Here is a 22,436-nt window from a genome sequence, read left to right on the forward strand (position 1 = left end):
CTACGGGCCGGTTATCAACGCGCGGTGATCCCAACCCGCCAGAGGCGCAGGGAGACCGCGCCGTTGATCAGCCAGGCCAGCGCCACCAGGGTCCAGGCCAGCGGCCAGCGCTGGGGTTCCGGCAGCAAGGTGCCGGCGGGCACCGCCAGTAGAAACAGCAGGGTTTCCAGAGCCGCCAGCAGCAACGGGGCGGCCAGCCGCGCCGGCCGGTGCAGGGTCACGGACAACGCCGCCAACAGCGCCCGAGCGCCGCTCAACGCCAGCCAGATCATGATCAGACCGCCCGCCAGTACCGCCGCCATGGTAATGCCCTCGCCGTGAAAGGCGCCCATGATGGCGCCCGTCCTTTCATCCGGCAAGTCCACCGCGAACCGGCACGCCACCGGCCGCACTGTAAACTTCTTAAAAGAACGCTAAATGTAATCGGTCATGGCTTCGAATTGTCGCCAACTGGCGCATACTGGATTCTCCAATTCGCCGTTAACGCATGGAGTCAGCAATGAACAGCGATACTCTGAAGGGTAAGTGGAAACAGATGATGGGCGACGCCAAGAAGAACTGGGGCAAGCTCACCGACGACGATCTCAAGCAGATCGAAGGACGCAAGGACAAGCTGGTCGGCAAGATCCAGGAGCGCTACGGCTCCACCCGCGAGGACGCCGAGCGTCAGGCCGACGAATGGCTGGGTAAGCACGGCTGACAGGCGCGCCTGTGTAGGAGCGACTGTTAAGCAGAGACTGTAGGAGCGACTTCAGTCGCGATAAACGAGGCAACAGTGGGCTTCAATCGCGACTGAAGTCGCTCCTACGGCACCAATCAGGTGACATAAAAAAAGGGCGGGACCGCAAGGTCCCGCCCTTTTTACTGAACACCGAACCGGTTCTTAGCCGAACTGGTTCATGGTGTTGTCTTTACCACCGGCTTTCAGCGCGGCTTCACCGGAGAAGTACTCTTTGTGGTCATCACCGATGTTGGAACCGGCCATGTCCTGGTGCTTCACGGTGGCGATGCCTTCGCGGATTTCCTTACGCTGAACACCCGCTACGTAGGCCAGCATGCCTTCGTCGCCGAAGTAACCTTTCGCCAGGTTGTCCGTGGACAGGGCGGCGGTGTGGTAAGTCGGCAGAGTGATCAGGTGGTGGAAGATGCCCGCTTCGGCGGACGCCTTGCGCTGGAAGTCCTGAGTCCACTCGTCGGCCAGCTTGCCGAGCTCGGTGTCGTCGTATTCCTGGCTCATCAGCTTGGCGCGGTCGTAGGAGGACACGTCCTTGCCTTCCTGTTCCCAGGCGTCGAACACCTGCTGACGGAAGTTCAGGGTCCAGTTGAAGGACGGGCTGTTGTTGTAAACCAGCTTGGCGTCCGGCACTTCCTCGCGGATGCGGTTAACCATCTCGGCGATCTGACCAACGTGCGGCTTCTCGGTTTCGATCCACAGCAGGTCGGCGCCGTTTTGCAGGCTGGTAACACAGTCCAGAACCACGCGGTCCACGCCGGTGCCTTTCTTGAATTCGAACAGGCCGGAAGCGAGGCGCTTGGGACGAACCAGCTTGCCACCTTGCTTGATCACAACGTCACCGTTGTTGATGTCCTCGGCGCTGGCGATTTCCTCACCGTCCAGGAAGCTGTTGTACTTGTCACCCAGGTCGCCCGGCTCGCTGGTCATGGCGATCTTCTGGGTCAGGCCGGCACCCAGGGAGTCGGTACGGGCAACGATCACGCCGTCGTCCACGCCCAGCTCCAGGAACGCGTAGCGCACCGCGTTGATCTTGGCCAGGAAGTCGGCGTGGGGAACGGTCACTTTACCGTCCTGGTGACCACACTGCTTCTCGTCGGAAACCTGGTTCTCGATCTGGATGCAGCAAGCACCGGCTTCGATCAGCTTCTTGGCCAGCAGGTAGGTGGCTTCCGGGTTACCGAAACCAGCGTCGATGTCGGCAATGATCGGCACCACGTGGGTTTCGAAGTTGTCGATCTTGTTGATCAGCTCTTTCTGCTTGGCTTCGTCACCGGCGGCCTTGGCATCGTCCAGGTCGCGGAACAGGTGGTTCAGTTCCCAGGCGTCAGCCTGCTTGAGGAAGGTGTACAGTTCGCGGATCAGATCAGCGACCACGGTCTTCTCGTGCATGGACTGGTCGGGCAGCGGACCGAACTCGGAACGCAGCGCGGCAACCATCCAGCCGGACAGGTACAGGTAACGACCCTTGGTGTTGCCGAAGTGTTTCTTGATGGAAATCATCTTCTGCTGACCAATGAAGCCGTGCCAGCAACCCAGGGACTGAGTGTACTTGGACGTGTCCGCGTCATAGGCAGCCATGTCTTCGCGCATGATCTTCGCGTTGTACTTGGCGATGTCCAGATGCGTGTTGAAACGGTTCTGGAGACGCATGCGAACAGCGGATTCCGGGTTGATGTCGTGCCAGGTCTTATTGGCGCCAACCACGGAGCTCAGTGCTTCGATCTCTTTCAGGTACTGTGACATGGTCGATCCTTGTCAGTAGAAGAAATGAACATCGACGACGCCGCCGCCACCGATTGCGCGCATTCTAGGAGCCGGCTTTTCATAAAAACAATCAATATCGATGATAGCCGGTATTTTTTTGGTGAATGTCCATCGAAAACGGGCACTTAGCGGCGAAAACGCCGCCCGCCGCCGGGCCGCCACGCCGGGCGACCCGTCAGTCACCGTTAGCGCAGGATCAGATGGGGCACCCGCGCATGGCGAATCAGGCGGTCGGTGGTGCTGCCGATCAGGAATTCCCGAATCCGCGAATGGCCGTAGGCCCCCATCACCACCAGGTCCAGGTTCCGTTCCTCCTGGTACTGGTGCAGGCTCGCCTCCACCTCGCCCTTGAGGGCCGCCACGGTGACCGGGTGGCCACTGTTTTCCAGGTGCTCCGCCGCCCAGGCGGCGCCTTCCCGGTCGCCGTCGGAGCCGTTCACCTGCACCAGGTGGCAGGGCAGCCCGCGCAGCAACGGGCTGCTGGCGATCAGGCGCACGCCGTCGCGCATGGACGGACTGTTGTCGTAGGCCAGCATCAGGCCGGTGGGCTCCCGGAAGGGTCCCACCGCCAACAGCACCGAACGGTCCACGCCACGGATCAGTTTTTCCACGTTGTCGCCGATCTGGTCGTGGCCGGGATGGTCGGTGCCCTGCTTGCCGATCACCAGCAGGCGGGTGTCGTCGTCCAGTTCGCGCACCGCGTCGAGCAGCTTGCCGTGGCGCTGGCGCAGCACCGGCGACGGCTGGCCGGCGGCCGGCAGCCGCTCGCGGGCCGCCTCCAGCAGCGCCTTGCCCTCCTCCAGGGCCAGGCGGTTGCGGCGCGCGTCCAGGTCCGCCAATTCCTTGAGCAGCGCCTCCCGGGTGCCCAGGCCGATATTGCCGCTCAGGTTCGGCTCGCTGGGGTAACGGGCCTCGTCGAGAACGTGCAGCAACATCAGCGGCGCGTCCAGGCGCCGGGCTGCCCAGGCGGCGTGGTCACAAATGCTGTCCGCGGCGGCGGAGCCGTCGATGCAGGCAATCACATGACTCATGGTCGATCCTCGAATCCGGGGGCGGCTCAGTGGCCACCCATCATTTTTTCCACGGCGTCCGGCTTGTCATGGACGGCGTACTTGTCCACCAGGGTGGCGCTGGCCTCGTCCAGGCCGATCACTTCCACCTCGGTGCCCTCGCGACGGAATTTGATCACCGCCTTGTCCAGGGCGCCGATGGCGGTGATGTCCCAGAACCGGGCCCGGTGCACGTCGATGGTGACTTTTTCCAGGCCTTCCTTGTAGTCGAACGCCTCCAGGAAACGGTCCGCGGAGGTAAAGAACACCTGCCCCACCACCTGATAATGACGCTGGTAGCCGGCCTGGTCCGCCTCGCTGGACACGTAGAACACCCGGCCCACCTTGTTGGCGTAGAACAGGGCGCTGAGCAGCACGCCGATGCCCACACCGATGGCCAGGTTGTGGGTGAGCACGGTGACCACCACGGTCACCACCATCACCACGCTGCTGCTGGGCGGGTGGCGGCGCAGGTTAAGGATCGACTCCCAGCTGAAGGTACCGATGGAGACCATGATCATCACCGCCACCAGGGCGGCCATGGGAATGCGTGACACCCAGTCGCCCAGGAACACCACCAACACCAGCAGCACCACGCCGGCGATCAGGGTGGATAACCGGGTGCGGCCGCCGGATTTCATGTTGATCACCGACTGGCCGATCATGGCGCAGCCGGCCATGCCGCCGAGGAAACCGGAGGCGACGTTGGCGATCCCCTGGCCCCGGCATTCGCGGTGCTTGTCGCTGTCGGTGTCGGTGAGGTCGTCGACGATGGTGGCGGTCATCATCGATTCCAGCAGGCCCACCACCGCCATGGTCAGCGACACCGGGAAGATGATGCGCAGGGTTTCCAGGGACAGGGGAATGTCCGGCAACAGGAACACCGGCAGGCTGTCCGGCAGCGCGCCCTTATCGCCCACGGTGGGCATTTCCAGGCCGAAGTACACCGCCACCCCGGTGAGCACCAGAATGCACACCAGCGGCGATGGCACCGCCCGGGTCAGCAGCGGGAACAGGTAGATGATGCCCAGGCCGGCGGCGGTCATGGCGTAGACGTGCCAGGTGACGCCGAGCAGCTCGGGAATCTGTGCCATGAAGATCAGAATCGCCAGGGCGTTGACGAAGCCGGTGACCACCGAGCGCGACACGAAGCGCATCACCGTGGCCAGCTTGAAGATGCCGAAAATGATCTGCAGCACCCCGGTAAGCACGGTGGCGGCGAGCAGGTACTGCAGCCCGTGCTCGCGCACCAGGGTCACCATCAGCAGAGCCATGGCGCCGGTGGCGGCGGAGATCATGCCCGGCCGGCCCCCGGCGAAGGCGGTGACCACGGCAATACAGAAAGAGGCGTACAACCCCACCTTGGGGTCCACCTCGGCGATGATCGAGAACGCGATGGCCTCCGGGATCAGGGCCAGCGCCACGACGATGCCGGACAGCACGTCGCCACGAACATTGGAAAACCAGTTTTCTTTCAACGGCAGCAAAACGGAATCCTTCTCACAAAAAACCGCACGGAACGGGACCACGGCCACGCCGACGCGGCAAACCAACAACACACAAGAATTACGGCCGGAGGGCCGGGTACGCCGTCACGGAAGACGGCCGACGGGATCACTCAGGGTGATCGGGGGGTGGGAACGCTAGGGCGGATTGGACGCCATGGACATATCGCAATCGGGGTCGGTGGCAAAGAGGGCGGCGAGTCTAGCACAGAGCCCCGGCCCCCGCGACCGCGCCGCCGCGGACGTGTAGGAGCGGCTTCAGCCGCGATGGGGGCGCCCCCACAGGCCGGCGGGTGATCGCGGCTGAAGCCGCTCCTACAAAACACCCAGAGCCCCGACCTGTAGGAGCGGCTTTAGCCGCGATTGGGGTGCCCCGGCGGGCCGCCGGGTGATCGCGGCTGAAGCCGCTCCTACTTCTGTGGGGGGCGATCAGATTTCGCGGGTTTCGCGGAAGCGGATCTCCGGGTGCCGTTCCCGGGCCAGTTGCAGGTTGACGCGGGTGGGCGCCAGGTAGGTGAGGTGGCCGGCGCCGTCCCGGGCCAGGTGGTCGTAGGCCTTGCGCTCGAAGTTCTCCAGCTCCCGGTCGCTGTCCGCTTCCACCCAGCGGGCGGTGCTGACGCTGACCGGCTCATAGCGGCAATCGACCCCGTATTCACCCTTCAGGCGCGCCGCCACCACGTCGAACTGCAGGGTGCCCACGGCGCCCAGCACCACGTCGTTGTTGCGCAGCGGGAAGAACACCTGGGTGGCGCCCTCCTCGGCCAGCTGGGTGAGGCCCTTGTGCAGTTGCTTGCTCTTCAGCGGGTCATTGAGCACCACCCGCTGGAACAGCTCCGGCGCGAAGTGGGGTATGCCGGTGAAGCGCAGGTCCTCGCCCTCGGTGAAGGTATCGCCGATCTGAATGGTGCCGTGGTTGTGCAGGCCGATGATGTCACCGGCGAACGCCTCTTCCACGTTGTCCCGCTCGCCGGCCAGGAAGGTGAGCGCGTCGCCCAGGCGCAGGTCCTTGCCGGTGCGGCATTGCTTGAGCTTGATGCCCTTGTGGTAGCGGCCGGAGCAGATGCGCAGGAAGGCGATGCGGTCCCGGTGGCGCGGGTCCATATTGGCCTGGATCTTGAACACGAAGCCGGTCATCTTGGCCTCGTCCGGCTGCACCTGGCGCTCGCCGCCGTCCCGGGGCAACGGCGCCGGCGCCCACTGCACCAGGCCATCGAGCATGTGGTCCACGCCGAAGTTGCCCAGGGCGGTGCCGAAGAACACCGGGGTCAGCTGGCCGGCGCGGAACCGTTCCAGGTCGAAATCGTGGCTGGCGCCCTGCACCAGTTCCAGGGTGTCACGCAGCTCCTGGGCGTAGTCGGCGCCCACCGCCTCATCCAGCTCCGGGTTGTTCAGGCCCTTCACTTCGCGCACGTCCTGGATGGTGTGGCCCTGGCCGGTCTTGTACAGCACCGTGGTGTCGCGCAGCAGGTTGTAGACGCCCTTGAAGCTCTTGCCCATGCCGATCGGCCAGGTCACCGGCGCGCACTCGATCTTGAGCACGTCCTCGATCTCGTCGAGCACCTCGATGGGGTCGCGCACGTCCCGGTCCAGCTTGTTGATGAAGGTGAGGATCGGCGTGTCGCGCAGCCGGCACACCTCCATCAGCTTGACGGTACGTTCCTCCACGCCCTTGGCGGCGTCGATCACCATCAACGCCGAGTCCACCGCCGTCAGGGTGCGGTAGGTGTCCTCGGAGAAATCCGCGTGGCCGGGGGTGTCGAGCAGGTTCACGGTGGCGTCCGCATAGGGGAACTGCATCACCGAGGTGGTCACGGAAATGCCCCGTTCCTTCTCCATCTCCATCCAGTCGGAAGTGGCGTGCAGGCCGCTCTTCTTGCCCTTCACGGTACCGGCCATACGGATCTGGTTGCCGTACAGCAGCAGCTTCTCGGTAATGGTGGTCTTACCGGCGTCCGGGTGAGAGATGATGGCGAAGGTGCGCCGTTTGTGGATCTCGTCGCTGGGGTTCATAGAATCCTCGGTTTGCGTCGGCGCGCATTGTAACGCCGCCCCGGGGATTCGTGTAGCCGCGTCGCTCAGGGGGGAGGACCGGGGTCAGGATGCAGGGTTCAGGATACAGCGCGGATCGGCGGCGGAGGGGGCGGAGCAATGATCGCGACTGAAGTCGCTCCTACAGCGGGTGCGGCGACGGTAGGAGCGATTTCAGTCGCGATCATTGCTCCGCCAGACGCCCCCGCAGCCGGCTGATGGCCTGGCTGTGCAGCTGACAGACCCGGGATTCGGTGACGCCGAGCACGGCGCCGATTTCCTTGAGGTTGAGTTCTTCCTGGTAGTACAGGGCCAGCAGCAGCTTCTCCCGCTGCGGCAGGGTGTTGATGGCGGCGGTGAGCTGCTCGCGGCGTTCGCCTTCCATCAGGGCGGCGAAGGGGTTGGGCGGCGCGCCGCTGCCGGCCTCCGGTTCGCCCCGTTCCTCCACCATTTCCTCGTAGGGCAGCAGGTAGCCGTTATTGGTGTCGGTGAGCAGTTGCTGGTATTCGGCCAGGTCCATGCCCATTTCGGCGGCGATTTCCCGTTCCTCGGCGGGGCGGCCCAGGCGCTGCTCCAGGCGGTGCACGCATTGGTCCAGGGCACGGGCGTTGCGGCGCACGCTGCGCGGCAGCCAGTCGCGGGTGCGCAGTTCGTCGATCATGGCGCCACGGATGCGCTGGCTGGCGAAGGTGGCGAAGCTGGCGCCGGCGTTGGCGTCGAAGCGGCGCAGAGCGTCCAGCAGGCCGAGGGTGCCGGCCTGGATCAGGTCATCCAGCTCGATGCCCGACGGCAGCTTCACCTGCAGCGCCAGCGCCTGCCGCCGTACCGCCGGCAGATGCTGCTCCAGCAAAGCATTCTGATCGATTTTTCCCTGAGCCGTGTACATGGGATCTGCGGCCTCCTGATGATTCCGGGCACGTTTCCGGTACCGTCATTATTCGGCCAGGAGACGTCACCGGAAGCGGTGAATAAACGATGTTGTGGCGGGCTATTCGCTGCTTTGCGCGGGCGCCGGCCCGGTCACCGTCAGGCGCAGCTGCTCCACCCGTACCGGACCGGCGCCGTCGGCGAGACGGAATCGAAACCGCAGCGGCCGTTCCCCGTCCCAGCCCGCCGGGGCCGAGGCCCGGCCGCGCTGGCCGTGCAGGCGCAGGCACCGGTCGGCCTGGCACAGCCAGGCCCGGGGCGGCGGGCCGCCACGGGCCCGGTAGCGCCAGCTGAGCCGTGCCGGCACCAGGCCGGCGGCCGGCGCCGGCGGCGTCAGCGGCTGGCTGTGGTAGTCCCGGTCCGGGCCGGCCACGCGCACCGCCGCCGGGGTGGCGGTCCAGCTCAGGGTGGCGGCCGCCGCCGTGGCCGCCAGGCCCAGCAGCGGCGGCGCCAACCACCGGGCCATGCGGCGGCTCATGGCGCCAGGTCCCGCCCCAGCGCCCGCAGGCTGTGGCGGGCACGCAGCAGCGCCAGCAGACCGTCCAGCAGGGTTTCCGGTTTGCGGCGCCGGCGGCCGCCGAGCAGCGCCAGCAACTGGCCGCGGGCGTCCAGGGCCCAGTCGCTGTCGTCCAGATCCAGCCGCAGGGCCAGCGCCGCCAGCAAACCGGCGGCCTCCGGCGCCGCCACGCCCTCCTCTTCCAGAGCCTGCCGGGCGCGGCGCTCCAGGGCCGGCAGCGCCTCGGCGCTGAGCGATGCCAGCAGCAGCGCCTGGCTGCGGTCCCGGTCCTGGCCGGCGGGGGCCAGCCAGTAGCGGCGGCCCACCAGCACACCGCTGTCCAGGTCATGCAGGGTGCCGAACCAGGCGCACAGCCGGGCGCTGAGCGGCGCCTCGCCGCCGCCGGCCAGGGGCGCGGCCACTTCCAGCCGGCGCAGGCGCACCTGCACCGGGCGGCCGCGATGGCGCAGCAGGCGGCTGTCCCAGGCCTGGGCGCGGCCCTGGCACAGCTCCAGGGAGCAACGTTCGTGGTGGTGCCAGACCCGGGCGTTGGAGCGCGCCGTGACCAGCCAGTGGCGGTCGCCCAGGCGGTGCCAGAAGGCGGCGTCGGGCAGCGCCGGCAGCAGCCGGCCGCCGTCGCCCTCGGCCCGGGTCGGGCCCAGCGGCAGACCGCTGGCGTCCAGGGCCAGGCGCAGGGTGGCGTCCACGGCGCCGTGCACCATCACCTCCGGGGCCAGGATCGAGAGGCCGTCGTCGGCGCCCTCGTCGAGCAGGCCACGGAACGCCGGCACGCCGTCGCGCAGCAACCGGGTGGCGGCGTCCAGGGCACGGCTCTGATCCAGCAGCCGGTCGGCCCAACGGCGGTCACCGACCTGGGCCGGGGTGCTCTCCGTCGCCGCCAGGGCCTCCTCCACCAGCGCTTCCGGCCGCGCCTCGCGCAGGTCCTCCGGGTGTTGCCCGGTGCTTATATAGTGCAGACGCAGGTCCCGGCGCAGGGCCACGTCGAGCAGCGGGCCCAGGGCGCCGCCGTCGTCCCGGCGGGCAATCACCGCGTCGCCCAGGGGCGCGCCGGCGGCCCGCGCCAGGCCCTGGTAAACCGCCACCGTCTCTTCCAGGCTGTCCACGCCGGCACCGGCGGGCAGCAGCAGCAGCGGCCGGGCGGCCGCGCCCAGGCGCCGCAGCACCGCCCCCAGGTCCGGGTCCCGCAGGCCCCGGCCACGGGTATCAACGATGGCCAGACCGTCGCCGGCGAACACCGAACCCTGCTCCAGATCCAGGGGCTCCCAGATCAGGCCCAGGGCCTCGGCGGCACGGCGCTGGGCCGGTGCCGGTTCGTCCTCGGCGAACAGCCGCGTGCGGCCGCCGTAACGGTGCGCCAGTTTCAACGCCAGGCTGGTCTTGCCGACCCCCGCCGGGCCCAGCAGCACCACCACGCCGCCCTGGTCCAGGCCGTCGCCCACCGGCAGCCGGCGCCCCAGTTGCCGGCGCAGCCAGGCTTCCGCGTCCCCGGGACGGGCTTCCTCGGGCCAGCCGGCCAGCAGGTCGTCGCGGATTTCCGCGCCGAAGCCGGCCCCGGCCAGACGCCGCTCCAGCCCGGCGATGGCGGAGTCCGGCCCGGCCTCGGCACGCTCCAGGCGCGCCCGCAGTTGGCGCACTTCACGGAGCAGTTGCTCGCCGGCATCGCCGCCGCCGGGGTGCTGGCGCGCCGGCCGGGCCGGTGCCGCCGGTGGCGCCTTGGCGGTGGCCTCAGGAGGGGCGTCGTCGGCCACCGCCAGGATTTCCACGCCGTCGGCGGTGCTGCGGTTGGCCAGAATCAGGGCATCGTTGCCCAAAGCGGCACGGACCCGGCCCATGGCCTCGCGGTTGTTGCTGCCGGTGAAGCGCTGCACGCTCATGCTAGCCTCCGATCATTTGAGTGACACGCAGATGGCGGTCGTCGGGGATTTCCGCCTGGGACATCACCACCAGCTGCTTGAGCCGGCGGCGCAGGAAGCTGGCCAGCAACGGTCGCAGCGGGTGGGGCACCACCAGCACCGGCGGGTCGCCGGCGTTTTCCTGGCGCTCCAGCGCTTCGGCGGCCTGGTTCATCAGGGTGTCGGCCAGGCCCGGTTCCAGGGCACCGCCGCCATTGAGCGCCTGGCTCAGTACTTGCTCCAGGCGGTCGTCCAGGCCGATCACGCGCAGTTCGTCGCGGCCCGGGAACCACTGGGAGGTGATCGCCCGGCCCAAGGCCAGGCGGACCCGGGCGGTGAGATCGTGGGCGCTGTCGCTCTCGCCGGCGGAGTGCTCCGCCAGGGTGTCGAGGATGGTGCGCAGGTCGCGGATCGACACGTCCTCGTCCAGCAGGTTCTGCAGGATGCGCTGCAGGGTGGTGAGCGACACCCGCTTGGGCACCACGTCTTCCACCAGGCTCTTGCCGTCCTCGCCCAGTTTGTCGAGCAGCTGCTGCACTTCCTGGCGGCCCAGCATTTCCCCGGAGTGGGCGTGCAGCAGGTGGTTGAGGTGGGTGGCCACCACGGTGCTGGCGTCCACCACCGTGTAGCCGTACACCTGGGCCTGTTCCCGCTGGCCTTCGTCGATCCACACCGCCGGCAGGCCGAAGGCCGGGTCGCGGGTGGGGGTGCCGGTGACTTCGCCGCTCACCTGGCCCGGGTCGATGGCCAGCCACTGGCCGGCGAACGCCTGGCCCCGGCCCACTTCCGCGCCCTTCAGGGTGATCACGTAATCGTTGGCGCCCAGCTCCAGGTTGTCGCGGATGTGCACCACCGGCGGCAGGAAGCCCACGTCCTGGGCGAATTTCTTGCGCACGCTCTTGATGCGGCCGAGCAGCTCGCCCTGCTGGCGGTAGTCGACCATGGGGATCATCCGGTGCCCCACTTCCAGGCCCAGGGTGTCGATCAGCTGCACGTCGTCCCAGCTGGCCTCCGGGGCCTCCGGCTGGGCCGGCGCGGTGCGGGCCTCGATCTGCTCCTCCGCCAGCTGGCGGTCGTGGCGGCGGCTCAGCCACCAGCCGGCGCCGGCCAGCAGGCCGGTGAACAGCAGGAACACGAAATTGGGCATGCCCGGCACCATGCCCAGCAGGCCCAGCACCCCGGCGGACAGGAACAGCACCTTGGGATTGACCAGCAGCTGGTCGATCATCTGCTGGCCCACATCCTGCTCGGTGTTGACCCGGGACACGGTGACACCGGCGGCGGTGGAAATCACCAAGGCCGGAATCTGCGCCACCAGACCATCGCCGATGGTCAGCAGCGTATAGGTGCGGCCGGCGTCGGCGAACGACAGGTCGTGCTGCATCATGCCGATGATCAGACCGCCGATGATGTTCACCGCCATGATCACCAGGCCGGCCACCGCGTCGCCGCGCACGAACTTGCTGGCACCGTCCATGGAACCGTAGAAATCCGCCTCCTGGGCCACCTCGGCGCGGCGGGACTTGGCCTCTTCCTCGCCGATCAGGCCGGCGTTGAGGTCCGCGTCGATGGCCATCTGCTTGCCGGGCATGGCGTCGAGCATGAAGCGCGCGCCGACCTCGGCGATGCGCCCGGCGCCCTTGGTGATCACCATGAAGTTGATCACCACCAGAATCAGGAACACCACCAGCCCGACGGCGAAGTTGCCGCCCACCAGGAACTGGCCGAACGCTTCGATCACCTTGCCGGCGGCGGCACCGCCTTCGTGGCCTTCCATCAGCACCACCCGGGTGGAGGCCACGTTAAGGGCCAGCCGCAGCAGGGTGGTGAACAGCAGCACCGCCGGGAAGGCGGCGAAGTCCAGGGCGCGCAGGGTAAACATGCTGACCAGCAGCACCATCAGCGACAGGGCGATGTTGAAGGTGAAGAACAGATCCAGGGCGAACGGCGGCAGCGGCAGGATCAGCATCGCCATGATCACCAGGATCAGCAGCGGGCCGGCCAGCAGCTTGCCGTCAGCGGCGGTCAGGGTACGGGCCGGGCCCAGGTACTGACTGAGTGCTTTCAAGGCGCCACCTCCAGTTCCGGCGGCACGCTCAGATCCGAGGGCGCGAACGGCATCTCACCGCCCTCCTCCCGGGCCCGTTTCAGGCGGAACGCCCACACCAGCACCTCCGCCACGGCGGTATAGAGCAGGCCGGGGATTTCCCGGTCCAGGTCCACATGGCGGTACAGGGAGCGCGCCAGCGGCGGCGCCTCCAGCAACGGCACGCCATGCTCCGCGCCCAGCTCGCGGATGCGCGCGGCCACCGCGTCGGTGCCCTTGGCCACTACCCGGGGGGCACTCATACGCTGCTCCTGGTACTTGAGCGCCACCGCGTAGTGGGTGGGGTTGGTGACGATCACGTCCGCGTCCGGCACCTGGCTCATCATGCGGTTGCGGGCCATGGACTGCTGCTGGCTACGGATTTTGGCTTTCAGATGGGGGTCGCCCTCGCTTTCCTTGTGCTCGCGCTTCACCTCTTCCTTGCTCATGCGCAACTTCTTGGAGGTACTCCACAGCTGGTAGGGCACGTCGATCAGAATCACCACGATCAGCGACAGCACCATCAGGCCGCAGGCCTGGGCCGCCATGCGCAGGGCATCGGCCAGGGCCTGGTGCAGGGGCTGGTCCATCAATGACATGAATTCGCCCCGGTGGGAGACCATGAAGCTCACCGCCACCAGGCCCACCAGCACCGATTTGGCGATGGCCTTGGCCAGCTCCGCCAGGGCCTGGGAGGAAAACTGCCGCTTCAGCCCCTTGATCGGGTTGAGCTTGCTGGCCTGGGGCTTGAGGGATTTGGCGGAAATCAGGAAGCCGCCGAGCAAATTGGGGGCGATCAGGGCGGTCACCGCCAGCAGCAGAAACAGGGGCGTCAGGCCGAACAGGGCGCGGGCGCCCAGGTCGCCGGCGTGCACCAGCATCACGGTGCTGTCGAAGGCCTGCTGCCGGTCGAACAGGAACGCCTGTTCCATCACCGTGCCGACCTGGTCGAACAGCGCCGGGCCCAGGCTCCACAGACCACCCACCCCGGCCATCAATAGCAGCACCGTGGTGAGTTCCCGGGAACGGGCCACCTGCCCGTCTTCACGGGCTTTTTCCCGTTTTCGGGGCGTGGCCTCTTCTGTCTTTTCCTGATCTTCGGTTTCGTCGGCCATGACGAAGGCTTCCGCGCGCAATTGCTGTCGCGGAACATTGTCGGTCAGGCCGGCAGGGAGCAAACCGCCGATAAGCGACCGCTATGGGCGGCTATTCCGGGCGGCGATTGCCGCCCGGGGCAGGATTGGGTCTGAGCGTTGGTCGCGACTGAAGTCGCTCCTACGGAAACAATGCCAGCGATCCGGGGACAATGCCCTCCGTAGGAGCGACTTCAGTCGCGATCCAGCCTAAAAGCCCAACTCGTCCAGCAGATCGTCCACCTGGTCCTGGCTGCTGACGATGTCCTCGCCGTCCGGCTTGATCTGCGGGCCGTTCATCAGGCCGGCCTGCTCCCGGCGGCGGGCGTCCTCGGCGGTGCGGTTGTTCATGCGCTCACGCATGGCCTCGCGCTCGTCCCCCTCGGGCACGCTTTCCAGCAGCACCTGCAGCAGCTGGCGCTCCACCTCCTGGATCACTTCCATCATCTTCTTGATCACCTGGCCGGTGAGATCCTGGAAGTCCTGGGCCATCATGATTTCCAGCAGCTCCTTGCTGGTATTGCGGGCCATGGCCGGCACCGAGCCCAGGTAGTGGCGGGTTTCGGTGACCAGCTCACGGGCGTCGTCCATTTCCAGCGGCTGCTGGAACCAGGTCTGCCATTTTTCGTCCAGGGCCTGGGCGCCGCGCTCCATTTCGTCCTGCAGGGGCTGGGCGCGGTCCACCGCGTTGAGCGCCCGCTCCGCCGCCTGCTCGGTCATCGACGCCACGTAGTTGAGTCGCGCGCGGGCATCGGGGATCGCCTCGGCGGCCTTTTCCACCTCCTTGTCGAGCCCCAGTTCGCGCATGCTTTCCCGCAGCATTCGCGTCAGCTGGCCAATACGCTGGACCAGATCGTCGTTGTGTCCGGCCTCACTGGTAACGGACCGCGCTTCACCACTCATATTCGCATCTCCTGGATCGCAAGGCCGGGGCCGTTATTTGCCCAGCTTCTCGAAAATCTTGTTGAGCTTTTCTTCCAGCGTCACCGCGGTGAAAGGCTTGACGATGTAACCATTGGCACCGGCCTGGGCGGCGGCCACGATGTTGTCCTTCTTGGCTTCGGCGGTCACCATCAGCACCGGCATGGACTTCATCGATTCATCGGCGCGGATCTGCTTGAGCATCTCCAGGCCGTCCAGGTTGGGCATATTCCAATCCGAAACCACGAAGTCGAAGCCGCCGCCTTTCAGTTTGGTCAGGGCTTCCTGGCCGTCCTCGGCTTCTTCCACATTGGTGAAGCCCAGCTCCTTGAGCAGGCTGCGAACGATGCGTCGCATGGTGGGGAAGTCGTCCACCACCAGAATACTCATGCCCTTATCCATGTTTTCCTCTCACTGCGTCGGAGCACCGGGCGGCGGCCCGGCGCGGGTTAAAATTCTTCCCAATCATCTTCGGTGGTCACCGGCTCGCGGCGCGGTTCCCGGTTGCTTACCGCCGCGTCCTTACGCGGCGCCGACGGCTTCGGCGCCGGGCTCTTTTCCTTGCTCTCGGCCGGTTGCTCCGCTTCCGGCTCCGGGTCCAGGTCCAGGTCGTCCACCAGCGGCACCTGATGCTCCAGGGTCGGTGCCAGGGGCGCGTGGTCCTCGCTGACGCGGAAGATCGCCACCGCCTGCTCCAGGCGCTTGGCCTGCTCTTCCAGGGACGACGCCGCGGCGGTGGCCTGTTCCACCAGCGAGGCGTTCTGCTGGGTTACCTCGTCCATCTGGCTGACCGCCTGGCTGACCTGTTCGATGCCGCCGCTCTGTTCCTGGGAGGCCGCGGAGATCTCATCCATGATGTCGGTGACGCGCTTCACCGCCGCCACCACTTCCTTCATGGTGTCGCCGGCCTGCTCCACCAGCGAGGAGCCTTCCTGCACTTCCACGGCGGAGCGTTCGATCAGCTGCTTGATTTCGCGGGCGGCGTCGGCGCTGCTGCCGGCCAGGTTGCGCACTTCCCCGGCCACCACCGCGAAGCCCCGGCCCTGCTCGCCGGCACGGGCCGCTTCCACGGAGGCGTTGAGCGCCAGAATATTGGTCTGGAAGGCGATGGAATCGATCATGCCGGTGATGTCCGCCACCTTGCGGGAGCTTTCCGTGATGGTCTGCATCTTGGTGCTGACCTGGGTCATCACGTCGCCGCCCCGGGACGCGGTGCCGGAGGCATCGTTGGCCAGGCTGCTGGCCTGGCGGGCGTTGTCCGCGTTCTGCTTCACGGTGGCGGTGAGCTGCTCCATGCTGGCGGCGGTTTCCTGCAGGGAAGCGGCCTGCTGCTCGGTGCGGGACGACAGGTCGGTGTTGCCCTGGGCGATTTCCGAGCTGCCGACCAGAATCGAGCCGCTGCTGGCGCGCACGTCGGCGACGATGCCGGTCAGACTGTCCTGCATCTCGCGCATGGCGGCGAACAGCTGGCCCACCTCATTGCGGCCGCGCACGTCGATGTGCTCGGACAGGTCGGCGCGGGCGATGCGCTGCAGGGTGCGCACCGCTTTCTCCAGCGGCTGCACCACGATTTTGCGAAGGCCGAAATAGATCAGCACCATCACCACCAGCACCATCACCAGGGCCGCCAGGGCAACCATGGCCAGCCGCTGGGATTCCTGGCGGTAGGTGGCCATGATCACCTGGCCCCGTTCGTCCGCGTAGCGCGTGAAGTCGGTCAGGCGTTTGTTCAGATTGGTGCCCGGACCCAGCAGTTCCTGGCGCAGCGCCCGGTAATCGCTGAGGCTGCCGGACTCCAGACTGGTTTTCTGCTGGCGGCTGAGTTCCAGCACCCGCCGGAAGGCGACGCTCAAATCCTCGGACAGAGCGGCGCCCTCCTCGGTGAGCTTCTTGGAGGCGGCGAACTGCTCGAAGCGCGCCAGTGAGCGGTCCAGCAGGTTGCCCACGTTCTGTACCTGGTCGGCGGCGATCATGCGCATGCCCATGTCCAGGTAATCCGCCGCCAGGTCCATCTCGATACGCGCCTGGTTAAGCAGGGTGGTGGCGCGGCTGACCTGGTTAAGCTGCTCCACGTTGATGGTGTTCAGGGTGCTGATGGAATCGTCCACCATGCGGTTGGTAACGAAACGGATCGCCACCAGCACGACGATCATCGAGGCGCAAATCACAAGGGCGCCGGCTACCGCCGTATTGAGCTTCAGATTACGAGGGATTTTAAACATTCCAGCGTTCCTCTATTCACCAATTCCATTTTTATTGGTTATCAAACCCGCTGAGCACGCCCGGAGGCGGCGACCAGCGCCATCATGCGTTCCGCCATGCGATCAAGGGGCAGAATCTCGGTGGCGGCGTCCCGGGCAATGGCTTCCCGGGGCATGCCGAACACCAGTGAGCTTTCCTGATCCTGGGCCAGGGTATGGGCACCGGCGTTGCGCATCGCCAGCAGACCCTCGGCACCGTCCTTGCCCATGCCGGTGAGCAGCACGCCGATGGCGTTGGCGCCGGCCTGCTCCGCCGCCGAGCGGAACAACACGTCCACCGACGGCCGGTGGCGGTTGACCGGCGCGCCATCGTCCAGCCGCACCACATAGTTGGCGCCGCTGCGTACCAGTTTCAGATGCTGTTCGCCGGGGGCGATATAGACATGACCGGGTAGCACACGCTCGCCGTCTTCCGCCTCCTTCACCGACACCTGGCACAGCCGGTCCAGGCGCTGGGCGAAGGAGCGGGTGAAACCGCCGGGCATGTGCTGGGCGATCAGAATCGCCGGCGAGTTGGGCGGCAAGGGTTCCAGCACCTGCCGGATCGCTTCCGGGCCCCCGGTGGAGGCGCCCAGGATCACCAGCTTTTCGCTGGACACCATCACCGGGCGCAGCGCCGACCGGGGCGCGCCGCCGGGCTGGGCCAGGCGGCGCGGCCGGGACTGGGCGGCGGCGCGTACTTTCTCGGCGATGCGGTCGCCGTATTCGCGCATGCCGGAGCGGATGCCCAACGCCGGCTTCTGCAGGAAGTCCACGGCGCCCAGCTCCAGGGCGCGCAGGGTCACTTCGGAACCGGCCTCTGTCAGCGAGGAGACCATCAGCACCGGCATCGGCCGCAGGCGCATCAACCGCTCAAGAAAATCCAGGCCGTCCATGCGTGGCATTTCCACGTCCAGGGTCAGCACATCCGGGTTATGGCGTTTGATCAGGTCCCGGGCGACCAGCGGGTCCGGCGCCACCGCCACCACCTCCATGTCACCCTGTTCGTTGATGATTTCGGTCATCAGATCACGGATCAGAGCCGAATCATCGACGCACAACACCTTGATTTTTGTCCCGCCCAAGATCGGTCTCCCCTGTCACCACTTCGCCGGTTCCGATGCGACGTCCCCCAGTTACAGGAGTTATCGGCGGCGAGGTCGGTATCTTTAATGGTTCACTAATGGGACCGCGCCCGCGCCGCGCGGCGGCGGGCGCCGGCGCCGGTTGTCTAGAACTCGGTCCACTCTTCTTCGGTGGTCTCGGTGCGCCGTGCCGGCATGCTGCCCGCTGAGGAAAAGCGCGCTTGCTTGTGCTCGGCCCTGGCATCGCCATGGGCCTTGTCGTGGTTATCCGCCTTGGCCTCGCCACGGCCCTTGGCGTTGGTCGGAGCGCTGCCGTGGGCCTTGGCCGGCAGCTGGGCGCGCCGGACGGCGGGCTCGGAGCGGCCCTTGCTTGCCGGCTCCATCACCGTCAGGGACGGCGTCCGCTGCGCCTGTTCGAGGCGGAAGATCGCCACCGCTTCTTCCAGCCGCCTGGCCTGTTGTTCCAGGGAGGCGGCGGCCGCCCCGGCCTGTTCCACCAGGGCCGCGTTCTGCTGCGTCACCTCATCCATCTGGCTCACCGCCTGGCTGACCTGCTCAATGCCGGCACTCTGCTCCTGGGAGGCGGCGGAGATTTCATCCATGATGTCGGTGACCCGCTTCACCGCGGCCACCACCTCGGTCATGGTCTGGCCGGCCCGTTCCACCAGCGCGGCCCCCTCCTCCACTTCCACGGACGAGCGCTCGATCAGCTGCTTGATTTCGCGGGCGGCGTCGGCGCTGTTGCCGGCCAGGTTGCGCACCTCGCCGGCCACCACCGCGAAGCCCCGCCCCTGCTCACCGGCCCGGGCCGCTTCCACGGAGGCGTTGAGCGCCAGAATGTTGGTCTGGAAGGCAATGGAATCGATCATGGCGGTGATGTCCGCCACCTTCTTCGAGCTCTCGGTGATGTTCTGCATTTTGCTGGACACCTCCTGCATCACCTCGCCGCCGCGACCGGCGGTGCCGGAGGCGTCATTGGCCAGACTGCTGGCCTGCCGGGCGTTGTCGGCGTTCTGCTTCACGGTGGCCGTGAGCTCTTCCATGCTGGTGGCGGTTTCTTCCAGGGAGGCGGCCTGCTGCTCGGTGCGCGCCGACAGGTCGGTATTGCCACGGGCGATCTCCGAGCTGCCGGTGAAGATCGAGTTGCTGCTGCCGCGCACGCCCTTGACGATCTTCGACAGGCTGTCCTGCATATCGCGCATGGCGGTGAACAGCTTGCCGATCTCGTTGCGACCGTATACCGGGATCGGCCGCGACAGGTCGGCGCCGGCGATGCGTTGCAGGTCGGTCACCGCGGACTCCAGCGGCGACACCACCACCTTGCGCAGCACCCAATAAATGGAGAGCAGCAGCAGCAGGGCGACCGCCACCGTGGCCCAGCCAACCTGGGTGTAGAAGCTGTTGTCGCTACGGTAGTCCGCCATCACCTGGCTGCCCCGCTTGTCCGCATCGCGGGTGAAATCGGTGAGCAGCTTATTCATTGATTCATTGATCGGAATCTGTTGCTGGCGAATCTCCCAGCTCTTTTCCAGGTCACCTTCCTGAATCGACAAGTACTGGCTCTTGTACAGACCGACCAGGGTGCTCAGTGTGGTTTTCAACTCGCCGCCGATGGCGGCGCCGCCGTCGGCCTCGTAGGCCTCATTGAAGTTGGCGAAGCGGGTTTCGCCCCGTTTCAACAGGTCGGAGACCCGATTCAGCTCTTTGTCCGCCTGCCCGGTCATGCCCCGGTCGGTAAACTGCACGGCCAGATCCATCACCGCACCCGCACGGCTGAACAGAAACGCGGCCCGGCCCAGCTCGTTGAGCTGCTCAACGTTCATCCGGTTCAGGGAAACGATGGAATCGTTGGCCATATCATCGCTGGCGGCGCGCAGCACCGCTAACACACCGATAAGAAGGGCACAGCACAACAGCGCCCCCGCCACCGTTACATTAATGTTGGTATTACGCAGTAACTTCATCATTGCTTCGCGCTCCATGCACGCCCGGTTAGAAAAAAATCAGGTTTAGCGTTATTCGTCCTGGCCGGCGGTCGACTGGCCGGCATACTGATATCGGCGGGGCGCGCTCAGCCTTTAGTGTGGACCGGGCGATAGACGGTCTGCCCACGCAACAGAAAGCGGTCGCTGATATAGGAAAAGCTCTCGGAATGGCCGGCGAACAAAAGCCCGTCACTCTTCAGCAAGGGCGCGAAGCGCTCCAGCACCCGGGCCTGGGTGTCGCGGTCGAAATAGATCATCACGTTGCGGCAGAAGATGGCGTCGAACGGCGGGTCCACCTTCCAACCGGGGGTTACCAGATTGAGGGTTTCAAAGCGGACCCGCGATGCCACTTCCGGGCGCACCCGGGCAAAGCCGGCGCGGGCGCCGCTGCCGCGTTGGAAAAAGCGCCGCCGCCGCTGTTCATCGAGCTTCTGCACCTGGGCCAGCGGATAGACGCCGAGGCGCGCCCGGTTCAGGGCATCGGTGTCGATGTCCGTGGCCAGTATTTCGAACTTGGCCTTGTCGCCCAGGGTCTCCAGCAGCAGCATGGCCAGGGAGTAGGGTTCCTCTCCGGTGGAGGCGCCGGCGCTCCACACCCGGATCGGCCCGGGCCGGCCGCGCACATGGTCGGCGAGCAGCGGAAAGTGGTGAGCCTCGCGGAAGAACGCGGTCAGGTTGGTGGTCAGGGTATTGGTGAAGGCCTCCCATTCCGGGCCACCGGTTTCCCGCTCCAGGCGGGTCAGGTAATCGTGGAAGCTCAGCAATCCTTGCTGGCGTACCCGTCGCCCCACGCGGCTGTACACCATATCGCGCTTATGGGAAGCCAATACGATGCCGGCGCGCCGGTAGATCAGCTCACGAATGCGTTCAAAGTCCGCGTCACTGAACAGCAGGTCGCGCTCCGGCGTTTTGGTGGAGCCAGCGGCATAGCGTTCCAGGTCGTTGTTCAAGTGGCACTCTCCAAGGCTGCGTCCCGCGCTCTGGGCGCGCTGGCAACCGGCTTGCGTGCGCGCTCCGGGGAATCATCCAGACGGAACACGTTCATGGAATGGGTCAGTAACCGCACCTGCCGTTCCATGGAAGCGGCGGCGATGGCGGATGACTGAACCCGGTCGGCATTCTGGCGAGTGACCACATCCATTTGCGCCACCGCCGCGTTGATCTGGGTAATGCCGGCGCTTTGCTCTTCGGAGGCGGAGCGGATATCCGCCATGAACTCGTTGACCCGGCCCACCGAGTCGGCCACCGATGAAATGGCCGTTTCCGCGCGCCGCACCAGGTCGGCGCCGCTGTCGATTTCCTGGCCGGAACCGTCGATCAGGCCACGGATTTCCCGGGCGGCGTCCGCGGACCGGCCGGCCAGATTGCGGACTTCCTGGGCCACCACCGCGAAGCCCTTGCCATGCTCACCGGCCCGCGCCGCCTCCACCGAGGCGTTCAGTGCCAGGATGCTGGTCTGGAAGGCGATCGAATCGATGGTGCCGATGATCTCCCCCATCCGTTCGGAGCTGGCGGTGATGCGCGACATGGTGCTGACCACCTGCCCCATCACCTCGACGCTTTCCGATGTGGAACGGGAGGCGTCGGCGGTGAGCTCACTGGCCTGGCGGGCGCTGTCCGCGTTCTGAGCCACGGTGGCGGTCATCTGCTCCATGCTGGCGGCGGTCTGTTGCAGCGAACTGGCCTGCTGCTCGGAGCGCGACGACAGATCCTCATTGCCCTCGGCGATGTCCCGGGCCGCCGGCGCCACCACCGTCATACCCTGCTGCATGTGCCCGACGATGCTGCCCAGGCTGCGGCGCATCAGTTTGAGGCCCATCACCAGCATGCCAAGCTCGCCGCCGGAGCGGGCCGGCGGCCGCGCCGCCAGGTTGCCCGCCGCCACCTGCAGGGTGAACCTGCCGGCGGTGCGCACCGGCGCCAGCACCGACCGGGTCACCGCATGGAAACCCAGCCCCATCAGCGCGATGCCCACGGCGGGCACCGCCAGCAACAGGGTGGGCACGGCCGCCTGCGCCTGCTCCAGGGAATAAAGCACCACGCCGGTGATCAGCAGCACCAGGGCGGCGCAGCCGCTGAACAGCAGCGACATGCGGCTGGTCACCGAGCGGGGGTCCCAGCGTTTCAGCGCCGCCAGCGGGCCACGGCGACGCACCTCGCCCTTGTGCAGGTACAGATGGCCACCACGGCCCTCGCGCAAGGCGGCGTAATCCCGTTCCGCGGCGGCGATGGAGGCGTTATCCGCTTTCAAGCGCACCGATACGAAGCCGACGATGTCACCGCCTTCGCTGATCGGCGTGACGTGGGCGCGCACCCAGTAGTAGTCGCCGTTCTTGCGGCGGTTCTTTACCAGGCCGATCCAGACGTCACCGCCCTTGATGCAGGACCACAGGTCCTTGAACGCCGCCGCGGGCATGTCCGGGTGGCGAACAATGTTATGGGGCGCACCCACCAACTCATCGTTGGTGAAGCCGCTGACCTCCACGAAGGCGGGGTTGGCATAGGTGATGCGACCTCGAAGATCGGTGCGAGAAATCAAAAAATCATCGGACCTCAGCTTGTGCTCAT

General features: G+C 66.5%; 18 protein-coding genes. 1 reads left to right on the forward strand and 17 read right to left on the reverse strand.

From position 1 onward, the window contains the following. Positions 1-14 precede the first annotated feature (14 nt). The gene (locus FGS76_RS17880; RefSeq protein ID WP_240692594.1) at positions 15-332 is read right to left on the reverse strand and encodes a hypothetical protein; all 318 of its coding nucleotides are present in this window, start codon (positions 330-332) and stop codon (positions 15-17) included. 167 nt (positions 333-499) lie between these two features. On the opposite strand from FGS76_RS17880, the gene FGS76_RS17885 reads away from it, so the two are divergent. Beyond that, positions 500-700 carry a CsbD family protein gene (locus tag FGS76_RS17885; protein ID WP_138774020.1) on the forward strand — a complete coding sequence of 67 codons (201 nt, stop codon included), beginning with the start codon at positions 500-502 and terminating at the stop codon, positions 698-700. A gap of 183 nt (positions 701-883) precedes the next feature. Here FGS76_RS17885 and FGS76_RS17890 read toward each other — a convergent pair whose 3' ends face one another. The 16 genes from FGS76_RS17890 to FGS76_RS17965 all read right to left on the reverse strand — a co-directional run bounded on the left by FGS76_RS17890 (position 884) and on the right by FGS76_RS17965 (position 22,407). Further along, the gene (locus FGS76_RS17890) at positions 884-2,479 is read right to left on the reverse strand and encodes an isocitrate lyase (protein WP_138774021.1); all 1,596 of its coding nucleotides are present in this window, start codon (positions 2,477-2,479) and stop codon (positions 884-886) included. Between the two features lie 206 nt (positions 2,480-2,685). Further along, positions 2,686-3,531, reverse strand: coding sequence for a universal stress protein (locus FGS76_RS17895; RefSeq protein WP_138774022.1), 846 nt, complete (start codon positions 3,529-3,531; stop codon positions 2,686-2,688). A gap of 26 nt (positions 3,532-3,557) precedes the next feature. Continuing rightward, on the reverse strand, positions 3,558-5,036 hold the full coding sequence (locus tag FGS76_RS17900; protein ID WP_205717289.1) for a SulP family inorganic anion transporter: 1,479 nt from the start codon (positions 5,034-5,036) through the stop codon (positions 3,558-3,560). Positions 5,037-5,483: 447 nt separating this feature from the next. After that, entirely contained in the window at positions 5,484-7,064 is a 1,581-nt protein-coding gene (locus FGS76_RS17905; protein ID WP_138774024.1) for a peptide chain release factor 3, read from the reverse strand. A 202-nt stretch (positions 7,065-7,266) separates the two neighbouring features. Next, a complete protein-coding gene (locus FGS76_RS17910; protein ID WP_138774025.1) occupies positions 7,267-7,968 on the reverse strand; it encodes an RNA polymerase sigma factor FliA in 702 nt (233 codons plus the stop codon). A 102-nt stretch (positions 7,969-8,070) separates the two neighbouring features. Beyond that, entirely contained in the window at positions 8,071-8,487 is a 417-nt protein-coding gene (locus FGS76_RS17915; protein WP_138774026.1) for a flagellar protein FlhE, read from the reverse strand. Beyond that, entirely contained in the window at positions 8,484-10,400 is a 1,917-nt protein-coding gene (locus tag FGS76_RS19495; RefSeq protein ID WP_170214512.1) for a flagellar biosynthesis protein FlhF, read from the reverse strand. Before FGS76_RS19495 ends, FGS76_RS17915 begins: the two co-directional genes overlap by 4 nt. 1 nt (position 10,401) lies before the next feature. Beyond that, positions 10,402-12,486 (reverse strand): flagellar biosynthesis protein FlhA, encoded by a 2,085-nt coding sequence (gene flhA / locus FGS76_RS17925; RefSeq protein ID WP_138774027.1) that lies wholly within the window; start codon positions 12,484-12,486, stop codon positions 10,402-10,404. Continuing rightward, positions 12,483-13,619 carry a flagellar biosynthesis protein FlhB gene (gene flhB, locus FGS76_RS17930; RefSeq protein WP_138774028.1) on the reverse strand — a complete coding sequence of 379 codons (1,137 nt, stop codon included), beginning with the start codon at positions 13,617-13,619 and terminating at the stop codon, positions 12,483-12,485. The genes flhA and flhB overlap by 4 nt, the downstream gene beginning before the upstream one ends. A gap of 228 nt (positions 13,620-13,847) precedes the next feature. Then, on the reverse strand, positions 13,848-14,540 hold the full coding sequence (gene cheZ, locus FGS76_RS17935) for a protein phosphatase CheZ (protein ID WP_138774029.1): 693 nt from the start codon (positions 14,538-14,540) through the stop codon (positions 13,848-13,850). Between the two features lie 33 nt (positions 14,541-14,573). Beyond that, positions 14,574-14,960, reverse strand: a complete 387-nt coding sequence (cheY, locus tag FGS76_RS17940) for a chemotaxis response regulator CheY (RefSeq protein WP_138774030.1) — start codon at positions 14,958-14,960, stop codon at positions 14,574-14,576. A gap of 47 nt (positions 14,961-15,007) precedes the next feature. Then, a complete protein-coding gene (locus FGS76_RS19810) occupies positions 15,008-16,780 on the reverse strand; it encodes a methyl-accepting chemotaxis protein (protein ID WP_138774031.1) in 1,773 nt (590 codons plus the stop codon). A 41-nt stretch (positions 16,781-16,821) separates the two neighbouring features. Then, a complete protein-coding gene (locus tag FGS76_RS17950; protein ID WP_138774032.1) occupies positions 16,822-17,883 on the reverse strand; it encodes a protein-glutamate methylesterase/protein-glutamine glutaminase in 1,062 nt (353 codons plus the stop codon). Positions 17,884-18,029: 146 nt separating this feature from the next. Next, on the reverse strand, positions 18,030-19,850 hold the full coding sequence (locus FGS76_RS19815) for a methyl-accepting chemotaxis protein (protein ID WP_150002956.1): 1,821 nt from the start codon (positions 19,848-19,850) through the stop codon (positions 18,030-18,032). A gap of 104 nt (positions 19,851-19,954) precedes the next feature. After that, positions 19,955-20,818 carry a CheR family methyltransferase gene (locus FGS76_RS17960; protein WP_138774033.1) on the reverse strand — a complete coding sequence of 288 codons (864 nt, stop codon included), beginning with the start codon at positions 20,816-20,818 and terminating at the stop codon, positions 19,955-19,957. Continuing rightward, entirely contained in the window at positions 20,815-22,407 is a 1,593-nt protein-coding gene (locus FGS76_RS17965; RefSeq protein ID WP_240692595.1) for a methyl-accepting chemotaxis protein, read from the reverse strand. Before FGS76_RS17965 ends, FGS76_RS17960 begins: the two co-directional genes overlap by 4 nt. Positions 22,408-22,436: the final 29 nt, after the last annotated feature.

It is taken from the genome of Alloalcanivorax gelatiniphagus (assembly GCF_005938655.1).
Taxonomy (GTDB): Bacteria; Pseudomonadota; Gammaproteobacteria; order Pseudomonadales; family Alcanivoracaceae; genus Alloalcanivorax; species Alloalcanivorax gelatiniphagus.